This is a genomic window from Nonomuraea sp. NPDC050451, from assembly GCF_044458585.1.
Genome location: NZ_JBITHZ010000006.1, coordinates 1 through 22721, shown reverse-complemented (window position 1 = coordinate 22721; position 22721 = coordinate 1). Strand labels below are relative to the sequence as shown.

25 protein-coding genes are annotated in these 22721 nt (G+C 70.2%); 19 read left to right on the top strand and 6 right to left on the bottom strand.

Features of this window, described 5'->3' with window-relative positions:
* Positions 1–293 precede the first annotated feature (293 nt).
* The 8 genes from ACIBI9_RS20970 (at position 294) to ACIBI9_RS20935 (ending at position 8413) form a co-directional block, all read left to right on the top strand.
* On the top strand, positions 294–1010 hold the full coding sequence (locus tag ACIBI9_RS20970; protein WP_397223822.1) for a FadR/GntR family transcriptional regulator: 717 nt from the start codon (positions 294–296) through the stop codon (positions 1008–1010).
* Positions 1011–1253: 243 nt separating this feature from the next.
* Positions 1254–2507 (top strand): lyase family protein, encoded by a 1254-nt coding sequence (locus ACIBI9_RS20965; protein WP_397223821.1) that lies wholly within the window; start codon positions 1254–1256, stop codon positions 2505–2507.
* Complete coding sequence (locus ACIBI9_RS20960) at positions 2504–3451, top strand: hypothetical protein (protein ID WP_397223820.1); 948 nt, start codon at positions 2504–2506, stop codon at positions 3449–3451. The genes ACIBI9_RS20965 and ACIBI9_RS20960 overlap by 4 nt, the downstream gene beginning before the upstream one ends.
* A gap of 39 nt (positions 3452–3490) precedes the next feature.
* Positions 3491–4507, top strand: coding sequence for an ABC transporter substrate-binding protein (locus ACIBI9_RS20955; RefSeq protein WP_397223819.1), 1017 nt, complete (start codon positions 3491–3493; stop codon positions 4505–4507).
* Between the two features lie 43 nt (positions 4508–4550).
* Positions 4551–5495 (top strand): amino acid ABC transporter permease, encoded by a 945-nt coding sequence (locus ACIBI9_RS20950; RefSeq protein WP_397223818.1) that lies wholly within the window; start codon positions 4551–4553, stop codon positions 5493–5495.
* Positions 5495–6262 (top strand): amino acid ABC transporter ATP-binding protein, encoded by a 768-nt coding sequence (locus ACIBI9_RS20945; RefSeq protein ID WP_397223817.1) that lies wholly within the window; start codon positions 5495–5497, stop codon positions 6260–6262. The genes ACIBI9_RS20950 and ACIBI9_RS20945 overlap by 1 nt, the downstream gene beginning before the upstream one ends.
* 19 nt (positions 6263–6281) lie before the next feature.
* Positions 6282–7421 (top strand): N-methyl-L-tryptophan oxidase, encoded by a 1140-nt coding sequence (gene solA / locus ACIBI9_RS20940; protein WP_397223816.1) that lies wholly within the window; start codon positions 6282–6284, stop codon positions 7419–7421.
* Complete coding sequence (locus ACIBI9_RS20935) at positions 7418–8413, top strand: aldo/keto reductase (protein ID WP_397223815.1); 996 nt, start codon at positions 7418–7420, stop codon at positions 8411–8413. The genes solA and ACIBI9_RS20935 overlap by 4 nt, the downstream gene beginning before the upstream one ends.
* Positions 8414–8461: 48 nt before the next feature.
* Here ACIBI9_RS20935 and ACIBI9_RS20930 read toward each other — a convergent pair whose 3' ends face one another.
* Positions 8462–9031 (bottom strand): helix-turn-helix domain-containing protein, encoded by a 570-nt coding sequence (locus ACIBI9_RS20930; RefSeq protein WP_397223814.1) that lies wholly within the window; start codon positions 9029–9031, stop codon positions 8462–8464.
* A gap of 34 nt (positions 9032–9065) precedes the next feature.
* On the opposite strand from ACIBI9_RS20930, the gene ACIBI9_RS20925 reads away from it, so the two are divergent.
* The 3 genes from ACIBI9_RS20925 to ACIBI9_RS20915 are packed head-to-tail and all read left to right on the top strand — an operon-like array spanning position 9066 to position 11789.
* On the top strand, positions 9066–9965 hold the full coding sequence (locus ACIBI9_RS20925) for an ornithine cyclodeaminase family protein (protein ID WP_397223813.1): 900 nt from the start codon (positions 9066–9068) through the stop codon (positions 9963–9965).
* 9 nt (positions 9966–9974) lie between these two features.
* Positions 9975–11099 carry an aminotransferase class I/II-fold pyridoxal phosphate-dependent enzyme gene (locus ACIBI9_RS20920; protein WP_397223812.1) on the top strand — a complete coding sequence of 375 codons (1125 nt, stop codon included), beginning with the start codon at positions 9975–9977 and terminating at the stop codon, positions 11097–11099.
* Positions 11100–11135: 36 nt separating this feature from the next.
* A complete protein-coding gene (locus tag ACIBI9_RS20915) occupies positions 11136–11789 on the top strand; it encodes an HAD family hydrolase (RefSeq protein WP_397223811.1) in 654 nt (217 codons plus the stop codon).
* A gap of 74 nt (positions 11790–11863) precedes the next feature.
* Here ACIBI9_RS20915 and ACIBI9_RS20910 read toward each other — a convergent pair whose 3' ends face one another.
* Positions 11864–12850 (bottom strand): aldo/keto reductase, encoded by a 987-nt coding sequence (locus tag ACIBI9_RS20910; RefSeq protein WP_397223810.1) that lies wholly within the window; start codon positions 12848–12850, stop codon positions 11864–11866.
* Between the two features lie 85 nt (positions 12851–12935).
* Positions 12936–14135, bottom strand: coding sequence for a cytochrome P450 (locus tag ACIBI9_RS20905; protein ID WP_397223809.1), 1200 nt, complete (start codon positions 14133–14135; stop codon positions 12936–12938).
* Positions 14136–14282: 147 nt separating this feature from the next.
* On the opposite strand from ACIBI9_RS20905, the gene ACIBI9_RS20900 reads away from it, so the two are divergent.
* The 5 genes from ACIBI9_RS20900 to ACIBI9_RS20880 all read left to right on the top strand — a co-directional run bounded on the left by ACIBI9_RS20900 (position 14283) and on the right by ACIBI9_RS20880 (position 18021).
* Positions 14283–14438 carry a hypothetical protein gene (locus ACIBI9_RS20900; RefSeq protein WP_397223808.1) on the top strand — a complete coding sequence of 52 codons (156 nt, stop codon included), beginning with the start codon at positions 14283–14285 and terminating at the stop codon, positions 14436–14438.
* 75 nt (positions 14439–14513) lie between these two features.
* Positions 14514–14831 (top strand): hypothetical protein, encoded by a 318-nt coding sequence (locus ACIBI9_RS20895; protein WP_397223807.1) that lies wholly within the window; start codon positions 14514–14516, stop codon positions 14829–14831.
* Between the two features lie 330 nt (positions 14832–15161).
* Positions 15162–15497 (top strand): hypothetical protein, encoded by a 336-nt coding sequence (locus ACIBI9_RS20890; RefSeq protein ID WP_397223806.1) that lies wholly within the window; start codon positions 15162–15164, stop codon positions 15495–15497.
* Between the two features lie 418 nt (positions 15498–15915).
* Positions 15916–16098, top strand: coding sequence for a hypothetical protein (locus ACIBI9_RS20885; protein ID WP_397223805.1), 183 nt, complete (start codon positions 15916–15918; stop codon positions 16096–16098).
* Positions 16099–17154: 1056 nt separating this feature from the next.
* Complete coding sequence (locus ACIBI9_RS20880; protein ID WP_397223804.1) at positions 17155–18021, top strand: GNAT family N-acetyltransferase; 867 nt, start codon at positions 17155–17157, stop codon at positions 18019–18021.
* A gap of 440 nt (positions 18022–18461) precedes the next feature.
* On the opposite strand, the gene ACIBI9_RS20875 is transcribed toward ACIBI9_RS20880, so the two are convergent.
* Positions 18462–18899, bottom strand: coding sequence for a MerR family transcriptional regulator (locus ACIBI9_RS20875; protein ID WP_397223803.1), 438 nt, complete (start codon positions 18897–18899; stop codon positions 18462–18464).
* Between the two features lie 70 nt (positions 18900–18969).
* On the opposite strand from ACIBI9_RS20875, the gene ACIBI9_RS20870 reads away from it, so the two are divergent.
* Entirely contained in the window at positions 18970–19590 is a 621-nt protein-coding gene (locus tag ACIBI9_RS20870) for a class I SAM-dependent methyltransferase (protein ID WP_397223802.1), read from the top strand.
* A gap of 281 nt (positions 19591–19871) precedes the next feature.
* Positions 19872–20051: a winged helix-turn-helix domain-containing protein gene (locus tag ACIBI9_RS20865; protein WP_397223801.1), complete on the top strand. Its 180-nt coding sequence runs from the start codon at positions 19872–19874 to the stop codon at positions 20049–20051.
* 179 nt (positions 20052–20230) lie between these two features.
* Here ACIBI9_RS20865 and ACIBI9_RS20860 read toward each other — a convergent pair whose 3' ends face one another.
* The gene (locus ACIBI9_RS20860; RefSeq protein ID WP_397223800.1) at positions 20231–20830 is read right to left on the bottom strand and encodes a TetR/AcrR family transcriptional regulator; all 600 of its coding nucleotides are present in this window, start codon (positions 20828–20830) and stop codon (positions 20231–20233) included.
* A 101-nt stretch (positions 20831–20931) separates the two neighbouring features.
* On the opposite strand from ACIBI9_RS20860, the gene ACIBI9_RS20855 reads away from it, so the two are divergent.
* Positions 20932–21618, top strand: coding sequence for an SDR family NAD(P)-dependent oxidoreductase (locus tag ACIBI9_RS20855; RefSeq protein ID WP_397224183.1), 687 nt, complete (start codon positions 20932–20934; stop codon positions 21616–21618).
* A 416-nt stretch (positions 21619–22034) separates the two neighbouring features.
* Here ACIBI9_RS20855 and ACIBI9_RS20850 read toward each other — a convergent pair whose 3' ends face one another.
* The gene (locus ACIBI9_RS20850; RefSeq protein ID WP_397224182.1) at positions 22035–22649 is read right to left on the bottom strand and encodes a phosphotransferase; all 615 of its coding nucleotides are present in this window, start codon (positions 22647–22649) and stop codon (positions 22035–22037) included.
* Positions 22650–22721: the final 72 nt, after the last annotated feature.

The following is a 22721-nucleotide window of genomic DNA, read 5'->3' as shown; positions in this document are numbered from 1 at the left end:
CCACAAACCTCGTCACCCGTGCGCACCCTCGCAGGCCTCGGCTTATTGCTACCCGTGGTGGGCAACGTCATGGCAGTGCGGACGCAAACCCTGCGCCAGCCGTGGACGGGCCGGTCATGCGTGGCCCAAGCCGCCTTGGGCGTCGGGCCGAGCACGGCTACGGTGGTTGACCTTGACGACACGTCGTGCTGAGCTCCGTATGACGGTGGTGTTGGTCAGCGTGTCAGGTTGCCTAGCCGCTTGATATCATGTGAACGAGCGCACAAATGGTCACAAAAGAGGAGCATCGAGTAGTGACAAGTGGCAGCGCGGGGTTCTCGGTGACTCCGGTGGTCAAGAGGAGCGCGGCCGTCCAAGTCGCCGACCAGATCGTCGCGGCGATCCGCGACGAGCAGCTCAAGCCCGGCGACAAGCTGCCTTCCGAACGCGAGCTGGCGCAGAACTTCGCGGTGAGCAGGCCCACCATCAGGGAGGCGCTCGCCGCCCTGGAGCTCGCCGGGCTGGCCAAGTCCCACAAGGGCAAGGGCACGGTGGTCACCGGCACCGCGGCCACCGTGGCGACCTGGGGCGTGGAGGTGCTGCCGCCGCAGGTGTTCGAGGCCAGGCTCGCGATCGAGCCCTCCCTGGCCGCGCTGGCCGCGGAGAAGCGCTACCCGGAGGACCTCGAGCTGCTCGAGACCACCCTGGCCAAGCTGGAGGCCGAGTACGCCGAGACCGGGGCCTACGCGAGCGACCTGCCCGTGCACCGGGCCATCGCCCGCGCCGCCCGCAACCCCCTGCTCGAACAGGCCCTCGAAGAGTCGTTGCGGCACGTCGAGGGGCCGTTGTGGCAGGAGCTGCGGCGCCGCGCGCTGGCCGAGGCCAGTGCCCGCGACGGCCATGTCGAGGAGTCCCGCATGGTCATCAGGCACATCCGGGAGGGCAACGCCGCCGAGGCGGCGGAGGTGTGGCGCCGGCACCTCCTGACCTACCGCAACGAGATCCTGGGGGCCGCCGCCACCGACGGCTGACCCACGTCCCCGCGCATCGGACCCGCCTGTAGCGACAGGCGGGTCTTCGTCGTGCGCGCGTGCGGCAGTTGGAAGTCAGGTTGCCTGGCAGGTTCGCGACCCGTCTGCGGGGACAAGTGCGACCTGATTTACATTTCCGGCTCTTGACACACCCCATTTGGCAAGAAAGTCTGGCTGGCAACCTACCAGGCAACCTTTCAAGTGAGGGGTGATGCTGTGGATCGGCCGGATTCCTCCACGCGAGTGGAGCATGATCTTCTGGGGCCGCTCACGCTGTCCGCCGACGTCCTCTATGGCATCCACACGGCCAGGGCCGGCGAGAACTTCCGCCTCGGCGGCGAGACCCTGCGCGAGTACCCGGCGCTGCTGGCCGCGCTGGCCCAGGTCAAGAGCGCCGCGGCGTGGACCAACGACAAGCTCGGGGTGCTCGGCTCCGACATCGCGCAGGCCGTCATGGCCGCCGCCCGGGAGGTCGTGGAGGGAGGTCTGCACGAGCACTTCCCGCTGGAGGTCGTCCAGGGCGGCGGCGGCACCTCGACCAACATGAACATGAACGAGGTGCTGGCCGGCCGGGCCTCCGCCCTGCTCGGGCGCCGGGTGGACGCGCACGACCACGTGAACCGGTCCCAGTCGACCAACGACGTGATGCCGACGGCGCTGAACATCGCGGTGCTGGTGACGGCCCGGTCCACGGCGCGCTCCCTGCGGGTCCTGGCCGAGTCGCTGAACCGGAAGGGCAGGCAGTACGAGTCCCTCACCCGGCTGGGCCGTACCTGCCTGCAGGACGCGGTCCCCGTGCCCGCGGCCCTCGTGCACGAGGGCCAGGCGACGTCGGTGCTGGGCGCGGCCGCCGCCCTGGAGGGCGCGGCCGACGCGCTGCGGTACGTGCCGCTCGGCGCGACCGCGATCGGCACCGGGCTCGGGGCTCCTGAGGGATACCGCGAGCTGGCGATCCGGCGCCTGGCCGAGGAGACCGGGCTGGACCTCCTGCCGTCGGTCAACCTGTCCGAGGGCATCTCGTCCCTGGAGGGCCTGGCCTGGGTGGCCGACGCGATGGCGCGGGCCGGCCGGGCCGTCGCCCGCGTCGCCGGCGACCTCAGGCTCCTCGCCTCGGGCCCGGTCGGCGGATTCGGCGAGGTCAGCCTGCCGCCCGTGCAGGCGGGCTCGTCGATCATGCCGGGCAAGATCAACCCGGTCATCCCCGAGCTGGTCATGCAGGTGTCCTTCCAGCTCCAGGGCGGCGCCCACGCCGTGCACCTGGCGAGCGCCGTCCCCGAGCTCGAGGTCACCGCCATGGCTCCGGTGGTGACCGCGGAGCTGCTGCGCGGCCTGCGGCGGCTCGGGCGGGTGTCGGAGGTGTTCGCCGACCGGTGCGTCGACGGGCTGACCTGGAACACCGCGGCCGTCCACGCCAACCTGCGGGGATCCCTGCAGCCGGCCGTCGAGTCGGCCGTCGAGCACGGGCACGCCCACGCGGTTCAGGAGGCCAGGTCATGACCGCCGTGACCATCGTCGATCCCATCCACGACGGGGCCACGGACCCCGTACTCGTCTGGAACCACGAGGAAGCCTCGTGGTGGTGCCTGTTCGCGCACCGCCGGGCCAACACGAAGATCGGCGGGCCGCCGCGGATCGGCCGCTGCCACGGCAGCCAGGTGGGTGTGGCGAGCTCGGCCGACGGCGGCCGGAGCTGGCTCTACCGGGGGACGCTCGCGCTGCCGGTCGAGCGCGGGACCAACACGTTCTGGGGCCCGGACGTGGTCTGGCACGACGGCGCGTACCACATGTTCGTGACCTTCATCCGGGGCGTGCCGGACGACCCGGCGTGGGACACGCACGGCCGGCCCAGCCCCTGGCACCGCCAGGTGCACCACCTGACGAGCGCCGACCTGTGGGACTGGGAGCACGTCTCCAGGCTGGACCTCGGCACGGACCACGCCGTGGATCCGTACGTGTTCCCCATGCCCGCGGGCGGCTGGGGACTGTGGTTCAAGGACGAGGCGCGGGGCGGCTCGATCTGGCGGGCCACCAGCGCGGACCTGTACGAGTGGAAGGTCGCCGACCGGGCCCTGGAGGACTGGCACGAGGGCCCGTCGCTCTTCGAGCTGGGCGGCGCGATCTGGATGCTGGCGGAGAGCCGCGACGGGCTGGTGGCCTACCGGTCCGGCGACGCGCTCACCTGGGAGCCGCGCGGCCCGCTGGTGGTCCCGGGCGAGACGGCACGCCAGCCGAACGTGCTGCCCGTCGGCGCCGGCAAGGCCTGCATCACGTACTACGTCCAGACGGGAACGGACAGCTTCGGCGAAGCGGTGCCCACGGCCGGCCAGGCGTCGGTCATCCGCGTCGCCGAGCTGGGTCTGGCCGGGGGTGACCTCGAATGCCGTACGGGGGTCGTCGCGGAGCTGCCGCTCCGCGCAGCAAGAATGTCCGACACCAGGTAGTCGAGCCCTGACCTCCTGGAAAAGCAAGGCTGGTGGCACATGAGCATTCACTCCAACCGCGGCAAGCACGCCCGCGCGGCGGTCCTCGCCGGCGCCCTCCTCCTCCCCCTCGCCGCCTGCGGAAGCGGCTCCGGCACGGGCACCACAGGCACCGGGGGCACCACGGGAACCACGGGCACGGCCGGCGCGGCGGGCTCCTCGGCCGCGATCGCCAAGGACGCCGAGCTGGCCGCCGCGGTCCCGGCGGAGATCCGCGGCCGCGGCTCCCTCATCATCGGCACCAACGCGCCCTACGCCCCCCTGGAGTTCTTCGCCGAGGACAACAAGACCCTGGTCGGGTTCGACATCGACACCGGCGACGCGCTCGGGCAGGTCCTCGGGCTGAAGGTGGACTGGAAGAACACCTCCTTCGACAACATCATCCCGGGCCTCGAAGCGGGCCGGTACGACATCGGGATCGCCGGGTTCGGGATCGAGCGGGAGCGGCTCGAGGTCGTCGGCTTCGTCTCGAACTACCTCAGCGGTGGCGGCTTCCTGGTGAAGAAGGGCAGCGGGATCAAGGCCAACGACTTCAAGGACACCGTCTGCGGCCTGCGGGTGGCCGTCCAGAGCGGGACGACGCAGGTCGAGCGGCTGGAGAAGGCCGAGAAGTACTGCGCCGGCGCAGGGAAGAAACCGGTCCAGATCATCCGCATCCCCGACCAGAACCAGGTCGTGCTAACGCTGTCCAGCGGCCGCGCGGACGTGGTGAGCGCGGACAAGCCGGCCGTGGAGTGGGCCGCGAAGCAGTCGGAGGGCGCGCTCTGCGTCACCGGCACGTACCGGACCCCGCACAGCCTGGCCGGCATCGCGGTCCCCAAGCGCAACGCCGCGCTCAACGAGGTCCTGCAGAAGGCGATGACGAAGCTGATCTCGGAAGGGCACTACAAGCGCATCGCCGAGAAGTGGGGCGTCGTCGACGGCGCGATCGAGAAGTCGGAGATCTTCACCAAGCCCGAGCAGGTCGGCGACGGTGACGAGATCTTCCCGCAGCCGATCAAGGAAGGATGTGCCTAGCCCATGCGCACTCCCCGACCGCCCTTCCCCGCGGTGACCTGACATGGCGACGGACACCACCCGGCAGACCTCTCCCGGGCGGACCGAGCCCGCGGAGATCAAGGCGATCCCGGCCCGGCACCCGTGGCGGTGGGTCGCCACCGGCGTCGTGCTGGTGCTCGTGGCGATGCTGGTCAACTCGCTGCTCACGAACCCGCGCTACCGGTGGGAGATCGTCGCCAAATACCTGTTCGACGGAACGGTGCTGCACGGTCTCCTGCTCACCCTGGAGTTCACCGCCATCGCCATGGCGATCGGCATCGCCCTGGGCGTCGTCCTCGCGGTGATGCGCGGCTCGCCCAACCGGGTGCTGTCGTGGACGAGCGGGGCCTACATCTGGTTCTTCCGCGGCACCCCGCTCCTGGTGCAGCTGATCTTCTGGTTCAACCTCAGCGCCCTCTACCCGGTCATCGGGCTCGGCGTGCCGTTCGGGCCGATGTTCGCGACGCTGGACGCGAACGTCCTGATCACGCCGTTCATCGCCGGCGTGCTCGGCCTGGCGCTCAACGAGGGCGCCTACATGGCGGAGATCGTCCGCGCGGGGATCATGTCGATCCCCAAGGGGCAGATCGAGGCGGCGAGCTCGCTCGGCATGTCGCGCGGCATGACGATGCGCAAGATCATCCTGCCCCAGGCGATGCGGGTCATCATCCCGCCGACCGGCAACAACACCATCGCGATGCTCAAGACCAGCTCGCTGATCAGCATGCTGGCCATCCCGGAGCTGCTCTACAGCGTGCAGGTCATCTACGGGCGCAACTTCCAGACCATTCCGCTGCTCATCGTCGCGAGCATCTGGTATCTGCTGGCCACCTCGATCCTGACCGCGCTGCAGACCAGGGTCGAGCGCCGCTTCTCCTCCGGCTCGGACACCGCCGCCTCGTACGGCTCCCGGCTGCGCCGCAACCTCTTCTCGCGACGGCGGACCGTATCAGAGGAGGCACGCTGATGTCCGGCAACACGTTGGTCGAGGCCCAGGGCGTCCACAAGAGCTACGGGCGCCACGAGGTGCTCAAGGGCATCGACCTCACCCTCGACGAAGGGCAGGTGCTCTGCCTGGTCGGCCCGTCAGGCTCCGGCAAGAGCACGTTCCTGCGCTGCATCAACCACCTGGAGACGATCAACCGCGGCCGGCTGTGGGTCGACGGCGAGCTCATAGGCTACCGCCAGAGCGGGGACTCGCTCTACGAGCTGCACGAGAAGGAGGTGTGCCGCCAGCGGGCGCGAATCGGCATGGTGTTCCAGAACTTCAACCTGTTCCCGCACTTCACCACGCTGGAGAACGTCACCCTCGGCCCGTGCCTGGTGAAGAAGGAGCCGCGCCCCGCCGCCACCGAGTACGCGGAGGAGCTGCTGCGCCGGGTGGGCCTCGCCGGCAAGCTGCACAGCTACCCCGGCCAGCTGTCCGGCGGCCAGCAGCAGCGCGTCGCCATCGCCCGCGCGCTGGCCATGCGCCCGAAGCTGATGCTGTTCGACGAGCCGACGTCGGCGCTGGACCCCGAGCTGGTCGGCGAGGTCCTGGACGTGATGCGGCAGCTCGCCCACGACGGGATGACCATGATCGTCGTCACGCACGAGATGGGCTTCGCCCGGGAGGTCGGGGACACCCTCGTGTTCATGGACGACGGACTGATCGTCGAGTCGGGACCCCCGCGGGAGGTCCTGGGCAACCCGCGGCACCAGAGGACGCGGGCGTTCCTGTCCAAGGTGCTGTGATGTCAGAAATGGAGCACACATGCTTGACGTGATCGTGATCGGGCTCGGCGCCATGGGGTCGATGACGGCCTGGCAGGCGGCCGCGCGTGGCGCCTCGGTCGTCGGGATCGAGCAGTTCCCGCTGGCCCACTCGCGGGGCTCCTCGCACGGAGGGTCCCGCATCTACCGGCAAATCCTCTTCGAGGGCAAGGAGTACGTGCCGCTGGCCCGCCGTACCCTCGACCTGGTCCGGGGGCTGGAACGGGAGAGCGGCGCCTCCCTGTTCACCCCGTCCGGCGGGATCGTCGTCGGCACGCGCGGCGGCCCGCTGATCGAGGACGCCCTGGCCAGCGCGACCGCGGGCGAGGTGACCTACGAATACCTCGAACCGGACGAGCTCGGGAAGCGGTTCCCACAGCACGCGGCGTTCGACGACGACGTGGCCGTGTACGAGCCGGGCGCCGGGGTCCTCCACCCCGAGGCATGCGTCACCGCCGCCGCCGAGGCGGCGCGGCGCGCGGGCGCCCGGATCCACGCCGAGAGTCCCGTACGCGCTCTGCATGTCGCCGACGGGCACGTCGAGGTCGTCACCGGCGAGGAGACGTTCACCGCGAGGAGGGTGGTGCTCGCCTCCGGCGCGTGGGGGCTGGACCTGCTGCCCGGGGTCGAGCTGCCGCTGCGGACGCAGCGCTCGTGCCTGGCCTGGTTCAAGGCCCGGCAGGACCAGGGCGACTACCGGCCCGACAGCTTCCCCGTGTTCGTCAGGGAGAGCCGGGACCTCGACGGGTGGGGGATCCCCGACGTCGACGGCCAGGGCGTGAAGGTCGGGGTCGGCGGCACGGTGAAGAAGCGCTGGCTGGACCGCCCGGAGGACAACTGGGAGCCCCCGTCCCCGCAGGACCTGGCCCCCACGGAGGACTTCTGCCGGCGCGCCTTCCCCGGGCTCGACCCCCGCGTCGCCCACGCCACGGCCTGCATGAACTCCAAGACGCCCGACGGCGACTTCATCATCGGCACCGTGGGCGGCACCGACCGCGTGGTCTTCGCCGGCGGCTTCTCCGGCCACGGGTTCAAGCACTGCGCGGCGGTCGGCCTCGTCTGCGCCCAGCTCGCGCTCGACGGCCGGACCGAATTGGACATCGAGAAGTTCTCTCCAGAACGCTTCAAGGACGCGGGATGAACTACGTACAGCTGGGCCGGTCGGGCCTGCGTGTCAGCCGGCTGGCCCTCGGGACCATGAACTTCGGCCCCGTCACCGGCGAGGAGAGCGCGCACCGCATCCTCGACCTCGCGGTGGCCGGCGGCATCAACCTCGTCGACACCGCAGACGTGTACGGCGCGGACGCCAACAAGCAGGTCTACGGCCTCGAACCGGAGAAGGGCCGGACCGAGGAGATCATCGGCCGGTGGCTGGCCGCGACGCCGTCCCGCCGCGACGAGATCGTCCTGGCCACCAAGGCGTACGGCGCCATGGGGCCGGGGGTCAACGACATCCGGCTCTCGGCCCGGCACCTCGTCCGGGCGTGCGAGGCGTCGCTGAAGCGGCTCAGGACCGACCACGTGGACCTCTACCAGCTCCACCACGTCGACCGCCTGACGCCGTGGGAGGAGATCTGGGAGGCGCTGTCCCTGCTGCGGCAGCAGGGCAAGGTCCTGTACTTCGGCACCAGCAACCACGCGGCCTGGCACATCATGCAGGGACAGCACACGGCGGAGCGGCAGGGGCTGCTCGGCTTCGTCTCGGAGCAGAGCATCTACAGCCTGGCGCAGCGCACCGTGGAGCTCGAGGTGCTGCCCGCCTGCCGGGCGCTGGGGATGGGCTTCCTGCCGTACAGCCCGCTGCACGGCGGGCTGCTCGGCGGCCTGCTGCGCAAGCAGGACGCCGCCCGGGGCAGGAGCGGTCGCGCCGCGTCGGCGATCCAGGGCCACCGCGCGCAGGTGGAGCGCTACGAGAAGACGTGTGACGCCTTCGGGGAGCATCCCGCCGTGATCGGCCTGGCGTGGCTGCTGCACCAGCCGGAGGTCACGGCGCCGATCGTCGGCGCGCGTACCGACGAGCACCTGTTCCTGGCGCAGCGGGCCCTGGAGGTCGACCTGGACGCCGAGCAGCTGGCGACGCTGGACGACATCTTCCCCGGCCCCGGCCCCGCCCCGGAGGCCTATGCCTGGTAGCAGCCTTCACGCCTGGTAGCAGGCTCTTCATGCCTGGTAGCAGGCTCTTCATGCCTGGTAGCGGCCGAGCTCCACGACGCGGACGAAGGAGGCGACGCCGTCGCCGGGGGCCGCGTACCCGTAGAGGCGGTCGCTGGCCAGCCGGGCGGAGGCCCCGGCGGCCAGGCTCACCGACCGGCCCTCGACGTCCAGGATCAGGGTGCCGGCGGTGACCAGGATCAGTTCCTCCGAGCCCCGGGGGTCGGGCTGGGCCTGATAGCGGTCCCCGGGCTGGAGGGTCCATTCCCACAGCTCGGGGCCGCCCCGGCGGGCGCTGGCCACGTGCAGGAGAGCCCGGCTGCCGGCGGGGCTGCGCCAGACCTCGACCGGCTCCGAGACGTGCAGCGGATCGGCTCCCGACGGCCCGGTCAGCGTCGCGAAGTCGACGCCCAGGCCGCGGGCGATCTTGTCGACGGTGACCAGGCTGGGATTGGCCGTGCCCTGCTCGATCTGGGTGAGCATGCGGCGGCTGAGCCCGGCGCGCTCGGCCAGCTCCTGCACGGTCAGGCCCGCTTCCTGACGGCGGCGGCGCACCTCACGGCCGAGGCGTTCGATGAAGTCCATGGGTGGTGTTGACACGCCGCCTCCCGCAATGTGCATTATATTTCCCATTATGAGCACTAGAGTACCCGTACTGGAGATCCTGCCAGAGCTGCCCGCCGCTCGCGTGCTCGACGCGCTCCGGGCGGCGTTCACCGAACTCGCCGGGGGGAAGGCGGCGCAGCCGCCCCAGACCGTCACCTTGCTGCCGGGCGGCGGCGACGTCATCGCCTACCAGGCGGCGCAGGGCGACGCCTACGGCGTCAAGGTCTCGCCGTACCTGCCCCAGCCCGGCGGCAAGGCCGTGGTCACCGCGTGGACGCTGCTGCTGAGCACGCGGACCGGCCGGCCCCTGCTGCTGTGCGACGCCGGCGCGCTCACGGTGGAGCGCACCGCGGCCACCAGCGTCCTCGCCGTGGACGAGCTCGCCCGGCCCGGCGCGGCCACGCTGGCCGTCATCGGATCCGGCCCCGTCGCCCGCGCGCACCTGCGCTACGCCCGCGCCGTACGCGATTTCACCTCGGTACGGATGTACTCCCCCTCACTGACCGCGTCCGCCGCGCCTGAGGGCGTGACCGTGGCCGGCAGCGCCGAGGAGGCCGTGGCCGACGCGGACGTCGTGCTGCTGTGCACCTCGGCCGCCCAGCCCGTGATCGACGCCGCCGGCCTCCGGCCGGGCACGGTGGTCACCTCCATCAGCACCAACGCCCCACGCGCGCACGAGATCGCCCCTCAGGCCCTCGCCGCCATGGACGCCTACGGCGACCACCGGCCCACCGTCACCGCCACGGCCGGCGAGATGGCCATCGCCGCCGAGCAGGGGCTGTGGTCCGCCGCGGACCTGCGCGGCGACCTCCCCGAACTCCTCACCGGGGCCTGCCCCGCCCCCACCGGCGACCGGCCGGTCTTCTTCCGCTCGGTCGGCCTCGGCATCGAGGACCTCGCCGTCGCCCGCCTGCTGCTCACCCTCTGAGAGGCCGTGATGTCCTTCACCCCGTTCGAGCTCGAAGAGTGGCAGTCCCGCTACGAGCACACCGTCGCCCACAACCTCGCCGACAGCGGCTGCCACCCGGTCGCCCTGGGCGAGCTGATCGGCGACGACCCCGCCGCCCTCGACCGCCTGCTGGCCGCCGACCTGCACTACCCGCCGGTCGGCGGGACCGACGCCCTGCGCGCCCTGATCGCCGGGTGGCACGGCGCAGACGCCGGCAACGTCCTGGTCACCGTGGGCGCCGCCGAGGCGAACGCCATCACCGTGGCCGGCCTCGTCGGCCCGGGCGACCACGTGGTCGTCATGGAGCCCGGTTACCGCCAGGTCCGCGGCTGCGCGCTGAACGCCGGCGCCCAGGTCGACCCGTTCCCCCTCGACCCCGACCGGCAGTGGCGGCCCGACCTCGACGCCCTGGACCGCGCCGTGCGTCCGGGCACCAAGCTCGTCGCCGTCACCAACCCCAACAATCCGGTCGGCACCATCCTCACCCCATCCGAGATGGACGCCGTCGTCGCGGCCGCCGACCGCGTAGGCGCCTGGATCCTCGCCGACGAGGTCTACCGCGGCACCGAACGCCTCACCGACGAGGTGACCCCGAGCTTCTGGGGCCGCTACGACAAGGTCGTGTGCGTCGGCAGCCTCTCGAAGGCCTTCGGCCTGCCCGGCCTGCGCCTGGGCTGGCTGGTCGCCCCGCCCGAGCTCACGGAGGCGGCCTGGCGGCGCCACGAGTACGCCACCATCTCCGCCGCCAGCCTGTCCATGCACCTGGCCGAGGTCGCGCTGCGCCCGGCGACCATCGACCGCCTGCTCACCCGCAACCGCACCCTGATCCGCGAGGGCTACGCGCGCCTGCAGGAGTGGATCGACGGGAGCGACGGGCTGCTGTCCGTCGTCCCGCCGCACGCCACCGCGCTGGGCTTCGTCCGCTACCACCTGCCCCGCCCCAGCGTCGAGGTCGCCCACGCGATCCGCGAGCACGGTGACGTCCTCGTCGGCGCCGGCGCGCACTTCGGCGTCGAGCACCACCTGAGGATCACGCACGGCCTGCAGGCCGGCTACCTCGACGCCGCGCTCGACGGCATCTCCCGCGCCCTCCGCAAGCTGCGAACCGGCTGATCCCCGAGCGGGATGCCCTGACATAATCGGGCAACCATGGGCATCCTGCATATCTTCGACATGGACGGCACCCTCCTGGCCGGATCCACCGCCAGCCTCGAGATCGCCCGCCACACCGGCACCACGCCGCGACTCCTCGAGATGGAGGCCCGCTTCGCCGCCGGAGAGCTCGACACCCGCGGCTTCTCCGCCGCCCTCCCCGGCCTCTGGGCCGACCTCACCCCCCAGGTCGTGGCCGCCGCCTACGCCGCCGCCCCCTGGCTCGGCGGCATCGCCGAGGTCTGCGCCGACATCCGCGCCCGCGGCGAACACTCCCTGGTCATCACCATGGCCCCGGACTTCTTCGCCCGCCACCTGCTGGAGCTGGGCTTCGACGAGGTCGCCGCCTCCAGCTTCCCGCCCCCGCCCTTCACCGCGCCCCTGGACCCCGCCGGCGTCCTGACGCCCGCCGACAAGGTCCGCATCACCGACAGCACCCGCGACCGGCTCGGGCTCGGCCGCGACCAGTGCCTGGCCTACGGCGACTCGATGTCGGACGCGCCCCTGTTCCGCCACCTGCCGCACACGGTCGCCGTCAACGCCGACCACCACCTCGCCGACCTCGCCGCCCTGGACTACCGCGGCGACGACCTCACCGAGGCCTACCGCCTGGCCCGCACCCTGCTCCCCACCGCCACCCCGACCCCCTGACCAACGGGCCCGAGCGTCGTTGCGTCACCGCGCCGAGAGGCGCGCGGCGGGTCCGGGGCGGAAGGGCTCCGGGGTCAGCGGCCGTCCAGCAGGTGAACGGCGTCGCCGTAGATGGCCGGGCTCCGATCCACCTCATCGACGAAGTCACGCGGGAAGCCGAGCTCGAACTCCACCGCCGACTCCAGCCGCCGCACCGCCTCCTCAGGCAGCACGACCCCCGACGCCCCCAGGTTGTCCTTGAGCTGTTCCGCGCTGCTCGCCCCGACGATCGGATGCACCCCACGCCCGAGCACCCAGGCGAGCGCCACCTGCGAGGCCGTGACGCCCAGCTCGCCGGCTACCTCGACGACCGCGCGCGCCGCGGCCCGGTCCCGCTCGCTCAGGGAGTCGGGCGACACGCGGGAGGCCGGCGCGCCGGGCTCGTTGTACCTGCCCGACAGCACGCCGCGCTCGAGCGTCCCCCACGCCGCCACGCTCATCCCGTACGCCTGCGCCATCGGCAGCAGCTCCCGCTCCACGTCCCGACGCAGCAGGCTGTACGGCACTTGCAACCCCGCGAACGGCGTCCACCCGCGCCACTCCGCCAGGGTGTTGGCCCGGCTGGCCAGCCAGGCCGGGGCGTCCGAGATGCCGGCGTAAAGGATCTTCCCGGCCTGGACCGCGTCGTCCAGCGCGCGCATCGTCTCCTCGATCGGGGTGTGCCGGTCCCAGACGTGCACCCAGAAGAGGTCGACGTAGTCGGTACGCAGCCGGCGCAGGCTCTGCTCCAGCGACAGCACGAGGTTCTTGCGGTGGTTGCCGGCGGCGTTGGGGTCGGTGCGATCGCGGGTGCCGGTGTACTTGGTGGCCAGGACGAAACGGTCGCGGCGTCCTTGGAGCAACTCGCCGACGACGTTCTCGCTCTCGCCGTACATGGAGGCCGTGTCGACGACGTTGCCGCCGGACTCGGCGTACAGGTCGAAGATGCGCCGCGCCTCCGGCGACACCTCGCGGTAGGTCATCGCGCCGAGGAACAGCTCGGAGACCCTGAGCCCGGTCCGGCCCAGCAGACGGTAACGCATGCACAGCACCTTTCACCCACTCGGCCCTCCATGATCCACGACCCGGACACCAGCGTCGAATCCGCGAAGGCGGCGGGCCGTCGCCTCATGAGCTCCGTACGGGGAGGCTGGTCAGGCCGTGCATGAGCAGCCCCGGACGCCAGGCCAGCCGCTCCTCGGGGACGGCGAGCCGCAGGCCGGGGAAGCGCTCCAGCAGGTGGCGGAAGGCCACCGCGCCTTCGGTCCTGGCCAGCGGGGCGCCGAGGCAGTAGTGGATGCCGTGGCCGAACGCGAAGTGCTGGCCCGGGGCCCGGGTGACATCGAGGCGATCGGCGGCGGCGAACTGCGCCGCGTCCCGGTTGGCCGACAGGAAGGACACCAGCACGAGCTGATTCGCCGGGATCTCCGTGCCGCCGATGGTGACGGGCTCCTTCGTAAATCTGAGGGTGGACGTGCTGACCGGCCCGTCGTAACGGAGAAACTCCTCGACCGCCGCCGGCAGCAGGCCGGGGTCCTCGCGAAGCTTGGCGTGCTGGTCGGGGTGGCGCAGGAGCGCGAGCATCCCGTTGCAGATCAGGTGCACGGTCGTCTCGTGGCCGGCGACCGTGAGCAGGAACGCGGTGTCGACGAGCTCCCGCCCGCTCAGCGCGCCCTCCTCGTCCTGGGCCTGCACCATGGCGCTGAACAGGTCATCGGCCGGCTCGGCCCGCCTGGCCTCGCAGAGCTCGGCGAGGTAGGTGATGAACTCGGTGGCGGCCCGCACGACCACCTGCGGGTCCAGTACGGCGCCCTCGATGGTGGTGTTGGACCACTTGATGAGCTGCGGCCAGTCGTTCTCGGGGATGCCGAGCAGCTCTCCGATCACCATGGCGGGCAGGGGCACGGCGTAGTCGTGCAGCAGGTCGAACTCCGGGCCCACCTTGTCCAGAAGGCTCGCGCTGATCTGCTCGACACGCGGGCGCAACGCCTGGACGCGGCCCGCCGTGAACACCTTGCCCACCAGCCGGCGCAGGCGCGCGTGGTCGGGCGGGTCGACGAAGAGCATGTTGTGGGGCACCACGGCCTCGTAGCCGCTGCTGTCGCCGCCCTCCAGCTCGTTCGACTTGATCATGTCCGGGTTGTTCGTGAAGTCCTTGCTGAGGCGCGGGTCGGTGCAGGCCGCCTTGACGTCCTCGTACCGGCTCACCACCCAGACCCGTACGCCCTGCGGGGTGGCGGTGCAGTAGACGGGGCGTCCTTCGCGGAGCCGCCCGAATACGGCATGCGGGTCACGCAAATAGTCCTCATCGAACAATGTCTCGGCCATCGTCACCCTTTCACATACGGAATGGCAGGGGTCCACCTTATGGTCGGGATCCGACGCTTTGCCATTTCCGTTTTCAAGCCTCAGTTTTCGGTCGCCCGAAAATAAGCTCCAAGTGATCGCCAAGTGACGGCTGCCAGAGTGGCCCGCATGAGAACGCGGACGACAACGCTGGCGGCGACCCTGGCCATGGCCGCCGCCCTGACCTGGACCGCCACCGCCTCCACGGCGAACCGGACCCATGACGGCGGCACCACCGTGCGCGCCGAGGGAGGCGAGTACGACATCAAGGACGTCCCAGACTGACGACTTGACGCTCCCCCTCGACTGATCGGAGCGACAACGCTTGCGATCGAGCGGGTTATCCAGAAAATTCACGAGATGACAATCGAAAGCCGTCGCCGGCGGGCCCGGGCATACAGCGTCCTCGCGGTAATAGCCGTGGCGGAGGCGTCTGATCACGTTCCGGTAGCCGGCGAGCTGGAACGCCGCGGCCGGATGGACGGCCTCGTCGGTGAGCGCGGTGTCGCAGGCCGGCAGGCGAGGCCGCTCTCGGTGGTCATGTCGAGCACGGTCAGGGCGGCGTGCAGCGCCTCTGCGGTGGCCGGGGCGGCAATCGCTGAAGCGGGCGGAAAGCTGCCCGTGGCCGCTGGTTCGAGTGAGGACCGGCAGCGCATCGATCCCGGCCACCCTGCCTGAACCGAACATCCGCGCCTCGAACCGATGAAGTGGTTTGTCCAGAGTGGCGGCGACCACGTCGACATGACGTACTACACCATCACCAGCGCGCCTTCCTCGACGCCCGCTTCACCGTCCACGAGCCGAGAGCCTTCCGGGCGGCCAATGTCGCCTTCGGCGCTCGACTTGTGGAGGCCGCCACCGCGTTGATCTCGACCTATTGCATAGGAAGCTTTCCTATTTAATACTTCGATCAATACAGCGTATCGCGGCGCGCGATGCTCCATCACGCTCCTGCTGCGCGTGACGCCCTGCCTCATCGGTTCGGCGCCTTACTGCCCGGAGGTCCTCGTGACTCGTCGTGTCTCTGCCCTTCTCACCGGCCTGCTCGCCTGTCTCGGCGCGCTGTCCATCTCCGCCGCGCCAGCGCAGGCGGCAACCGTGGAGGTGACCTACAGTCCGCTCTCACTCGGCGACTACTGCTCCGCCAAGGTCAATTCCTCCTCCACCATCGGCTTCTACAACGGCGGCCTGAGCTGCTACCGCTGGAGCACCGGCGGCACCGGCATGACCTACACCGGCAGCGGAAGCGCCTCCGCCGCGTGCGCGTACTTCAACCCCACCTACACCTACCTCGGCCACGCCCAGGGCGCCAGCCAGGCGCTGACCTGCACGTATTCGGTCTGACCTACTCCGGCGCCGCCTTTCGGAGGCGGCGCCGGACGGGCCCGCATCGCGCGGACGAGTGCCGGGAAGTCGATTGGGTGCTCGACGTCTGCCTCCGCCATGTGCCTGGCCATCTCGTCAGGCGGGACCCGTGTTCCTGGCCTCGCCGAGTAGCGGCCCAGTGCACTGAAACTTTCAACCATTTCCGCCGCCGCTGCCTGCGGGCGCCCCTCGGGAGTACATCACCCGATGGCGCGCATGTTGACCCGGCGCCCGGCGAGGTGCTGGATTCGCTGTGCGGTGGGAGACAGGCGCAGGAACGGAGGAGCCCCATGTTCGCCACGAAGCCGGTCCGGAGAATGCTGGCGCTCGGTTCCCTGATGGTGACGGCCTGCGGGGCGGGCGCGGTCGCCGTGTCGCAGCCGGCGGGACCACCTCGGTGGGGATCGCCGCGATATGCCGCAGCGGCCACCAGTACGGCGACTACGGCTGGGCGAGCGCCATGACCGCCATCCCCGCCGGAACGACGACCGTGACCGCGACCTGGGCCTGCAGCACCGGCCCGGTCTATCCCGGCCCGTGGCTCACGAACTGCGCCCTGCAGTCGATCACGTTCGGCTGACGCGGGCGAAGAGGTTCGCCAGGGCCGCCACCGTCGTACGCGACGGGCTCTGCAGGTCGCGCGGTCCGGGTGGAGCAGGCGCCGGTCCCCAGACGACACTGCCCGCCACGTACTCACACGTGCGCTTGCCACGTCACCAAGCTCAGTGCGGGCACCGTCAGCGCCAGCACCCTCTCCCGCGCGGCCGCGGAACAGCAGGGCGGCGGCCAGGAAGTACGTCGCCCCCGAACTGCCCGTGTAGTTGCGCGGGTCGCCGCCGGTGGAGACGGCCCCGGTCAGCATGCCCACGAGCCCCGGCAGCAGTGCGCCCGCCGCGAACTACACCAGCATGAGGGGCCGCTCGGGGTGTTGTTCGCTTCGGTGGGGGCGCGGGCGAAGAATAGCGCCGTCCGGGTGCGTCATGGTCAGCGGCGCGGGGACTCCTCGGCGGCGGGCTACTCCATGAGGGCCGCGCATACGTCGGGCGACGGCGGTTCGTCCGTTCGTTCGAGCCTGGTAGGCGTCCGGCTCCAGCCGATGCGTGCGGCTGGAGCCGATCGCCCGTCTTGCGTCAGCCGCCGAGGCCCAGATTCGCCAGGAGCTGGAGCACTAGCTTAAGGATCGGCGCCAGACCGTCCATGACAACACCGCCTATACACGCAGAGTGACATTTTGATTACTCTAGGTTACATCATGTGGCCCGGTTGTCCCTCGCTCTGCATCCAGGTCCTGATCATATGCGTCCGATAATTACCGCTTGAGGTTACGAAGTGCTGTGCGGGGTGTTTAGGTCGTTCTACGCCGTATTCTCGGGAAATCAAGACCGATCAGCAGCCGCACCATGCCGGCTCCGACGGCATCACGGTCATGGCGCAGCTGTATCACGCTCAGCAGTGCGTACCCACCCCTCCGGGTACGCCGGATCCTTCTTCGAGATCCGTACTCCGGCCTTCTCGCTGCTCTTGATCACCAGAGTCGCGTTCTCAGTACAACCACTCAAACCTCCCGGATCCTCACCACGCCGACCGGCCGGAAACCAGGTGCGGACTGCCGGTGCGGTGGTGTGTGATCGGGACTATGGCGATTGTGCTGGGTGAGCCGGAAGTCGACGGGTTGAGCGAGGTTGTGGGCGTGCTGCGGGAGTGGCAGTACGACGGGGCGCCGATGCAACTGCATCCGGGGGACCTGGGCTGGTTCTGGCGGTTCGGTGTGGAGGCAACGGCCGCGGCCATCCGGACGTGGAGCCGGGACGGACAGATTCTCGCCATCGGGCTGCTGGACCAGCCCGATCTGTTGCGGCTGACGATCGCGCCGGACGCCCAGCAGGACGAGGAGCTGGCGCAGCAGCTGGTTGAGGACGTGACCGAGCCGGAGCGCGGCGTGCTGATCGAGGGGAAGGTGAACGTCGAAGCGCCCATGTCCGCACTTGTCCAAGATGTGCTGTTCGAGAACGGCTGGAGCACCGACGAGCCGTGGACACCGCTGCGCCGCGATCTCACGGAGCCGGTGAAGGATCCAGGCGTGCGGATCGAGGTGGTCGGGCCGGAGCAGGCGCACGTGTGGGCTGCCGTGCTGCTGGCATCGTTCGACAGGTCGACGTTCACGGAAGAGCGTTGGCACGCGATGGCGGCCGGATTGCCGTACGCCGACGCCCGGTGTCTGGCCGCGTACGACGACCAGGGCGATGCGGTGGCGGTGGTGACGGTGTGGTCGGCCGGTCCGGGCAAGCCCGGGTTGCTCGAGCCGATGGGCGTGCACCGGGAACATCGCGGTCACGGCCACGGCAAGGCGATCAGCGTCGCCGCGGCCGCCGCACTCCAGGAGCTGGGTTCGTCGAGCGCGATCGTCTGCACCCCGAGCTCCAACGTCGGCGCCGTCGCCACCTACAAGTCAGCCGGCTTCCAGCCACTCTCCGAGGTCCGGGACAAATACCGGGACGTTTAGCCCCAAGCGGCTCTCAGAGATGAGGAGTCAGCTGCTTTCCCTCCGCGCAGCGGGCTGCGACCCGGACTTCTCGGAGAAGATCGGCACTCGGAATAAGGTGCGGCCGGAGGTCGCGAAAGCGGATGAAGCGGCGGGGCCGGGGTGCCACAGAGCTGCTCACCATCGCCGAGGAGCTGCGTCATCACGAGGGATCTCCAACCCCTCCGGGCCCGGCGCGGCGGGAGGGCCAGGCCGTCGCCCGTGAGCGGGGCCGCCATGGCGAACGGCGAGGAGACACCGGGCAAGGGCTCACCGGTCGCCCCCTCCGGCAGTCCACCTGACGCCCGGAGAGCAGGACACTCGCCGCCACAGAAGCCGGCGCTCCAGCGGCCGCATGAGGATCGGCGAGCTGATCCAGAGCCGTCGCGCCAGCAGTGAGGGCGCCTATCCCGACGGCAAGATCAGTGCGAATGAACCTCTTCGTGGGCCTCTTCGAGTGAACATCCCGCCAGGAACGCCGCGACCCCGCCGGTGAAGTTGGAGCACTCGAAGATGTCCTTGTGCGGGCAGGCCAAGCCATGGGCGATGGCGGTGCGGGCCACCTGGGCCTGGGCGATCCGTTGATCCAGCTCGGTGAGCTTGCGTTGGTACAGCTCCCGCCAACTGTCGCCCGCCGGCGAACGAGACGCGATGAACGCTTTGACCTCGCGCAACGTGAAACCGACATCTCGCAGCAACAAGACCACACCGACCAGCCCGACCGCCGATGGCGGATAACGCCGTTGGCCTGAGACCCGAGCCGGTGCCGGAAGGAGGCCGAGCTCCTCCCAGTAGCGCAGAGCGGAGGTGGCGACACCCGTGCGGCTCGCCAACTCACCGATCGTCAACTGCTCACCCATTGACTTCAAGCATACTTGAAGCCGTTGACTGGCGATCATGCAGACAGCAGGTACATCTCTCAAGCAACGCGTGATCAGAAAATTGGTGCGCCAGGCCCATCACCCCCGGGGCATCGTCGGGTGGGCGGTCGGCCGGATGTTCGCTCATCGCCCCTCCAACCGCAAGCGCAACGTCTGGGCGGTGTCGTTGCTGGACGTGCAGCCCACCGACCGGGTGCTCGAGATCGGCTTCGGTCCCGGCGTCGCCATCGCCGAGTTCGCCGGCCGCGCCACCCGGGGCCACGTCTTCGGCGTCGACCACTCGCAGGCCATGGTCCGGCAGGCCGCCCGTCGCAACGCCGCCGCCGTCCGCGCCGACCGCGTGCACCTCACGCAGGCCTCCGTAGAGCAGTTGCCGAGCTTCGGCGATCCGCTCGACGCCATCCTCGCCGTCAACTCCGTGGGGTTCTGGCCGGACCCGGTGGATCGGCTTCGCGAGCTGCGCCGCCTGCTCCGCCCGGCAGGACGCATCGCGCTCGTCAGCCAGCCCCGCTGCCCCGGTGCCACCCGGGACACCACGGCCCGAGCCGCCCAAGAGCTCCAGGACCTGCTCACCCAGGCCGGCTTCACCCATCTCCGGGTCGAGACCCTCGAACTCGAGCCGCCCGTTGCCTGTGTGCTTGCCGACAATCCGACCGGCATGCCGTCATGACCGCAGACGACACACCGACCTCCGGCTCATCTGGCTCGGACTCGTCCTGCGGGGGTGGACCGCTGGCGACCTACAGGCCGACGGGTATGGGCCCAAAGGCGAGATCCTGCTCGCCCGAACCGGAGATCATGGCCGCGACGCCGAACTCGCCTACGCCATCCACCCCCGACATCGCCTGGCCACTCGCGCGGTACAACTGATCACCGGCTATGCCTACGACGTCTCGGCATCGCCCGACACAACCAGGCCAGGCCGGAGTGCTGGTGCTGCTGGGGACTCCCATGAGCACCACCCGACTGGTCGCCGTGACCGGCCAGGGGCTGAGGTCGGTGGGCCGGCATCTGCGGGGCCTGCTGGACGCGGGGCTGGTGGAGCGGCGGCGGGCCGGGCGGTCGGTGCTTTACGTACGGACGGCGGCCCAGCACCGCAGGTCCCGGTGCGCTACCCCGGCTACCCGCTGAGGACGCGTTTCGGTCCGGGCGTTCTGGCGCCCAGCGGCGCGACAACGCCACATCGGACGTTTCCGCAGCCACGGACCCGACCGGCACATCGCGGTGCAGCTCATCGCTGATGGTGACGTACGGGAGCGGGGCGGCCCTCGCCTCGAAGTCAGGGACAGGGCGCCCGGCTGAGCGGACACTCAGTCGGAGCGTGGCCTGAGCAGGTCTTCGACAAGGGTGTCCACCAGACCATGGGGGATACTCGACCCCGTCAGGGCGCAATAGACAATCGGGCCGACAAGTGCGTCGATCGTGGCGTCGGGGCCGAGGGTGGGCGAGATCTCTCCGGCGTCGATTCCGCGCGCGAGCATGTCACGTTCCTGTTGACGGCGTGGACCGAGATAGCGCGTATGAAGGCTCTTGGCCGTGTCGGGATCGTGCTGCGCCTCGGCGATGAGTGCGAGCAGGACCTTGCCGGCAGGGTCGCGGGTGAGGAATCGCGCGAAACCGTGCAAGTAGTCACGGATGCTCTCTGCTGTGGGCTTCTCCGTGGGGACGGGAAGGATCTTGTCGCTGTCTTCGATGAGCGTGTCGAGGAGGATCTCGACCTTCGAGGGCCACCAGCGGTAGATCGTCTGCTTGGCGACGCCGGCGCGACGTGCGATCGCCTCGATGGTCAGAGCGCCGAAGCCGTGCTCGACGAGCAGATCGTCCGCGGCATGAAGCACAGCCAGACGGGCGGCCTCGTCACGCCGGGGGCCGGAACGCGCCCTGCGGGGCTGAGAGTTCGCGGCGGGCATGCGGGACACAATACCGGTCAGCAGTCCCGCGGTCCGTTGTCTAGACGCAACGTCCAGTCTAGATTAGATTTCCCCACCGCGAAGGAGTGAACGTGTCCGCCATGTCCAACCGCCAAGCTCTCATCATCGGAGCCTCTCGAGGGTTGGGGCTCGTCCTCGCCAACGAGCTCGCTCGACGCGGCTGGCGAGTCATCGCCACGACGCGCCGGAGCGGCGGCGAGCTGCAAGCGAATGCCGATGCCTGGGATGGACAGCTGAAGGTCGAATCGTTGGAGATGACCAGCCCCGAACAGCTGGCCGCCCTGCGCGAGCGCCTGGCCGGCTGCCGGCTCGATCTGCTCTTCGTCAACGCCGCAATCGACCGAGGCAATCTGCCCATCGACGAGGTCTCGACCGACATGTTCACCGAGGTGATGATCACTAACGCGTTGAGCCCGTTGCGCGCTCTTGAGGCCCTCCGCGGACTCGTCGCGCCCGGCGGAACCGTCGCCGTCATGTCATCCGAGCAGGGCAGCATCTCGCGAAACACCGAGGACGGCTTCGAGCTCTACAAGGCCAGCAAGGCCGCGCTCAACCAGTTGATGCGCAGTTACGCCACCCGCCATGCCGACGACGGACAGACCAAGCTGCTCATCGACCCCGGCCACAATCAGACCCGGCTCGGCGGACCCGATGCGCCCCTTACCGCCCAGGAGAGCATCCCGGCCGTCGTCGACGTCCTCGAAGCGCAGGCAGGCGCCCCCGGCCTGCAGTTCCTGGATCGTCATGGCGAGATCGTCCCGTGGTAGAGCGCCAGGTCACAGCGCCGAGGCCGCGCCTCCCCCTTACGTGGTCGGCAGAGCGAGCGGGGCACAGTTCGTCCGGCTCGCTCACGCCACCGCAGCGCACTGTCGGACTACGACGTCGGCCGGATACCTACCGCGAAGGCTCCACCGGCGGCGAAGAGGACGTCCGGGAAACGCCGCACAACTTATTGCGACTCCCGTTCTCAGGGCATCAGAGGGCAGTCGGCCCACGATCTTGTCGACGCGGTTACGGGGCCCGACGATGCTGACGGCGTTGTAGTCGAACCGGGCTACGCCCGCCCAGCGCTCGAGGAGCTGCAGGGATTGTCCGGGGTTGTCAAGCGAACCTGCTGGTCAGTCGCATGAAGGTCCTCAAGGCCCGTCAGGCGAGTAGACCCCGGCATGCCGAGCAAGGTGGGTCAGCGATGGGCCGTGGCGATGAGGCGTCGCAGTGCCGCGTGTGCGGGTGGGCCCCACGTGGCCTTGCCGCCTGGCCGGCCGTGGACACCGGCGTCGCCGACGTGCAGGCAGACCAGGGCGCGGATGACGGCCCATCCGCGGGCGCGGCGCAGGGTCGCGGCGTCCGGGGCCGGCTGGTAAGCGTCATAGAAGAGGTCGGCGGTGCCGTCCGGCAGCAGAGTCCAGGCGGCGGCGAGGTCGCAGGCCGGATCGCCGGCGAACAGGTCGCCGAAGTCGATCACGCCGCAGACGGTGCCGTCGGCGGTGAGGACGTTGGCCGGATGCAGGTCGCCGTGGAGCCACAGCGCCGGGCCGGCCCAGTCGGGCGCGGCGGCGGCATCTTCCCAGATGGCGCGGACGGCGTCCGGGTCGGGGATGAGTCCCAGCTCGGTGGCCGAGGCGAGCTGCTGGGCGACCCACTTGGAGGAGCCGGCCAGCGGTCCTCCGCGGCCCTGGCCGTCGGTGTCCACCTGTTCGGGGGCGGGTTGGTGAAGAGCGGTCAGGAAGGCGGCCAGGGCGGTGGCCGCCTGCGCGCCGCGCGTGACGGGGGCGCAAGGCCAGGTAGTTAAGGGGATTCGGTTCTTGTCAATCGGCTGAGGCGTGCAACGGACTCCTGTAGATCAGATGTCGGCGAAGATCATCTGAAG